This window comes from Bacteroides sp. RTP21281st1_H5_RTP21281_210402 (assembly GCF_040918965.1).
Taxonomy (GTDB): Bacteria; Bacteroidota; Bacteroidia; order Bacteroidales; family Bacteroidaceae; genus Bacteroides; species Bacteroides congonensis.
This window is the reverse complement of record NZ_JBCOWR010000047.1, coordinates 1-2,312: the sequence shown is the minus strand read 5'-3', so window position 1 is coordinate 2,312 and position 2,312 is coordinate 1. Positions and strand designations below refer to the sequence as shown.

Annotated in this window: 2 protein-coding genes and 1 pseudogene; 1 reads left to right on the top strand and 2 read right to left on the bottom strand. The window is 41.4% G+C overall.

What is annotated here, in order from left to right; all coding sequences use genetic code 11:
• Positions 1-22 precede the first annotated feature (22 nt).
• Positions 23-271: an AbrB/MazE/SpoVT family DNA-binding domain-containing protein gene (locus AB5443_RS25235; protein ID WP_005812783.1), complete on the bottom strand. Its 249-nt coding sequence runs from the start codon at positions 269-271 to the stop codon at positions 23-25.
• A gap of 405 nt (positions 272-676) precedes the next feature.
• Between AB5443_RS25235 and AB5443_RS25230 the strand changes: the two genes are divergently transcribed.
• Positions 677-1,927 carry an NBU/pMV158-type mobilization protein gene (locus tag AB5443_RS25230; protein WP_005799237.1) on the top strand — a complete coding sequence of 417 codons (1,251 nt, stop codon included), beginning with the start codon at positions 677-679 and terminating at the stop codon, positions 1,925-1,927.
• A gap of 69 nt (positions 1,928-1,996) precedes the next feature.
• On the opposite strand, the pseudogene AB5443_RS25225 reads toward AB5443_RS25230, so the two are convergent.
• Positions 1,997-2,312: pseudogene (locus tag AB5443_RS25225) on the bottom strand (hypothetical protein); the annotation flags it as partial.

The following is a 2,312-nucleotide window of genomic DNA, read 5'->3' as shown; positions in this document are numbered from 1 at the left end:
ACCCAATACACTTCATACTGTTCTACCATGTCCAATCCTCAAACTTTTCATCCTCAAACACATCAGGGATAAGCAACTCATCATCCCCATTCTCATGGGCACGTTTGGCAGCTTCCGCCCATCCCTGCCGTGGTTGTGCCTTTATCACAATATTGTTCCCGTCCAAAGAAATGCTCACAGCCGATTTCAAGGACAAACGCAACTGTTTCAATACTTCGGAAGGAAGTATTATCCCCTTGCTGTTTCCAATCTGAATAATATTCGTTACCATAATGTTATAACTTTATAATTGATTATCACGATACAAATATATGTAAAGTTATAACAATAACAAAAGGAAAAACAACTTTTTTCCATTTTCACCGAGAACCCTGTCAATGGCTGCACTCGTCGGGAGTGTTGGTGCACCCCCTTGCCGTGCAGCGCTCCCCGACCGATGATTTTTTATTGTGCCTTGTGTCCTTTTCCCTTTTGTCCGGCTTCTGTTCCCAAGCACATCCGGAACACATGGCAGAGCGCTTGCAAATCCCGTCCGGAAGGCTTACCTTTGCAAAAGGTTATAGCACACTATAACCCCTAAAGGGGTTGTGTGCGAGGGGTGTCCCCTCGACCCCGTGCGATGTGACGTTTCACGCCACATCTTCTAAACAGACATACACACCTAAAACCTAAAGATATGGCAAAGACATGTATCAGAGTGGAAGCCTGCAATATAGGCAGCTCGGAACGTCACAACTTAAGAAGCAAGGAGCTCGACTACATCCGTCCGGAACTCACACACCGCAACGAACAGTGGGTAGAATGTTCCATTGCCGAAGTACATCGGGACATAACGGAAAAATACAAGGAAGCCACCGGACAAGGATTACAGAAGAAAGCTACCCCAATCCGGGAAGGGGTAATAGTAATCAGCGAGGAAACCACAATCCAGCAGCTTCAAGACTTGGCCGAAAAACTGGAAGAACGCTTTGGAGTGCACGCCTTCCAAATCTACACCCATAAGGATGAAGGCGCAAACGTATGGGACGGAAAGGAAGAAGCATGGAAACCGAACTATCATGCGCACATGATCTTTGACTGGACGGACGGCCATACAGGAAAAACTGTAAAGCTGAACAGACACGACATGGCGGAGATGCAGACTATAACAGCAGAGTGTCTCAACATGGAACGTGGAGTTTCTTCAGACAAGAAACACTTGTCGGCCATGCAATACAAAAACAAAATGGAAACAGAGAAAGCTGAACAACTTCAAAAAGACATCGAGCAACTAAACAGGGCATACACTGCCGGAACCGAGAAAATCACCACAGTCCAAAAGGAACTTAGTACGGCACAAAAAGAGCTAAACAGCATGAAAACCGACATACACATCAACGAAGCCAAAGAAGCTGCCGCAAAAGCCGGAAAAACCGTATTTAATGCCGTTACAAGCGTCTTTAATGTAGGGGAAGTAAAACGACAAGCCAAAGAAATTGAAACCCTCAAAAAAGAAAATTATAACCTCTCATTCAAGAATCAAAATTTAGAAGGACAATTAAGAACCAACAACATCGAGATGCGAAGGGTACAGGAAACAACCGACAGACAGATAAAGGCAGAAGCATCCAAACTAAAACCCATAACCAACCTTTTTCCGGAAATGGAAAATGCACAGGAAAATATAGAGGAACTCCAAACTATGGGAATACAAAATAAAGATATCCGACAACTTCTTATTGGAAAGGAAATATACTACACTGGAAACCTTTACGATAAAGACAAGAGAAAATCATACCAAGTTAAAAACGTGAAAATAGATATCTCCAAAAGTCAGAATGGTATTACTACAATTTGGCTAAATAACATCCACTTTAAAAACTTTCTTAAAGAACTTTGGAATACACTACAAAAGACTTTAGATAACGGTAACTGGCTACACCGATAGAAAGACACTAAAAAGAATTGCACTTCTCTTTTTTGAGAAGTGCAATTCAAATTAAATCCCGTTCATTTTTTAACGACTAAAGGTGCAATTAGCTATAAAACCAAAAGAAGGAGTAGTACCTTTTCCTTTAAACTCCCATTTAAAACCTTGACCAGGTACATTTGCATCCCAATACGAAGTCCAAGTGAAAGTGTTACTCCATAACGGTCCAGTTCCACTAAAAGCAACACTTTCAGGTGTCGTTATATTATCATCCGGACTTGGTTTAGCATTAGGATTTAATACTTCAAAGAAATAATAATTATTCTGTATTGAAGCATTCAAATCAACTTGCATCTTTAAAGTACGACTGGAATCGTAAAAAACTCCGGTAGTGCTTTGAGAA

What these genes read in the sequence shown, in the direction of transcription:
- AB5443_RS25235 (WP_005812783.1), bottom strand. Translation starts at nt 271, where the DNA reads ATGGTAACGAATATTATTCAGATTGGAAACAGCAAGGGGATAATACTT.
- AB5443_RS25230 (WP_005799237.1), top strand. Translation starts at nt 677, where the DNA reads ATGGCAAAGACATGTATCAGAGTGGAAGCCTGCAATATAGGCAGCTCG.